Genomic DNA, 614 nt, shown 5'->3' with positions numbered 1-614 from the left:
CGTCCTCCTTCCCGTCTCAGAGGACGGGAAGGAGGACGGCCCTGACTGCGGCCTGGTGTGGCGGCGCGGACGTGAACCGCTGCCCGCTGCGGGTGCTACCAGCGGTGGCCCTTGTGGAGCTGGCCGCGGACGGCGCCGTCGGGGAACTCCCCGGTGTGCAGGTTGGCGTACCAGTTCTTGGGGTTCTTCTTGATGCCCTTGAGGACGCTGATGTCCTTGACGCGGACGGAGCCGAAGCTGGTGTTGCCGCGGATCTTGCCGTTGGTGAGCAGGTCGATGACGACGGGGCCGTTCGTGCCGGCCTTGCCACGGTGGATGTGGAAGGCGGTGGGCCTCCCGGTCCTCTTCCACTGGACGAAGTAGTAGAAGCGCTGGCCGTGGATGCGGAACTTCGCGATCGCGATGCCGTTACGGTCGTTGACCTTCTTGCCGGGCTCGGGCACCTCGTTCCTGCCCAGGAGCACGGTCGTGTAGTACTTGCTGCCTACGGTGCCGTTCGTGTCGGCCACGGCGGACGCGGTCACGCTGCTCGCCCCGGAGCTCGCGGTGCTCGCGGTGCTCGCGGTGCTGGCCCCGGCGGGTGCCGCCAGCGCGCTCAGGGCGAGCGCCGCGGT

The 614-nt window shown here is 69.1% G+C and carries 1 protein-coding gene; it reads right to left on the bottom strand.

Annotation, left to right across the window (positions count from 1 at the left end):
* Positions 1–95: 95 nt before the first annotated feature.
* Entirely contained in the window at positions 96–509 is a 414-nt protein-coding gene (locus DQW85_RS21740) for a CHRD domain-containing protein (RefSeq protein WP_162795192.1), read from the bottom strand.
* Positions 510–614: the final 105 nt, after the last annotated feature.

Source organism: Nonomuraea lactucae (genome assembly GCF_003313395.1).
GTDB lineage: Bacteria > Actinomycetota > Actinomycetes > Streptosporangiales > Streptosporangiaceae > Nonomuraea > Nonomuraea lactucae.
This window is presented reverse-complemented; position numbering and strand designations above follow the sequence as displayed.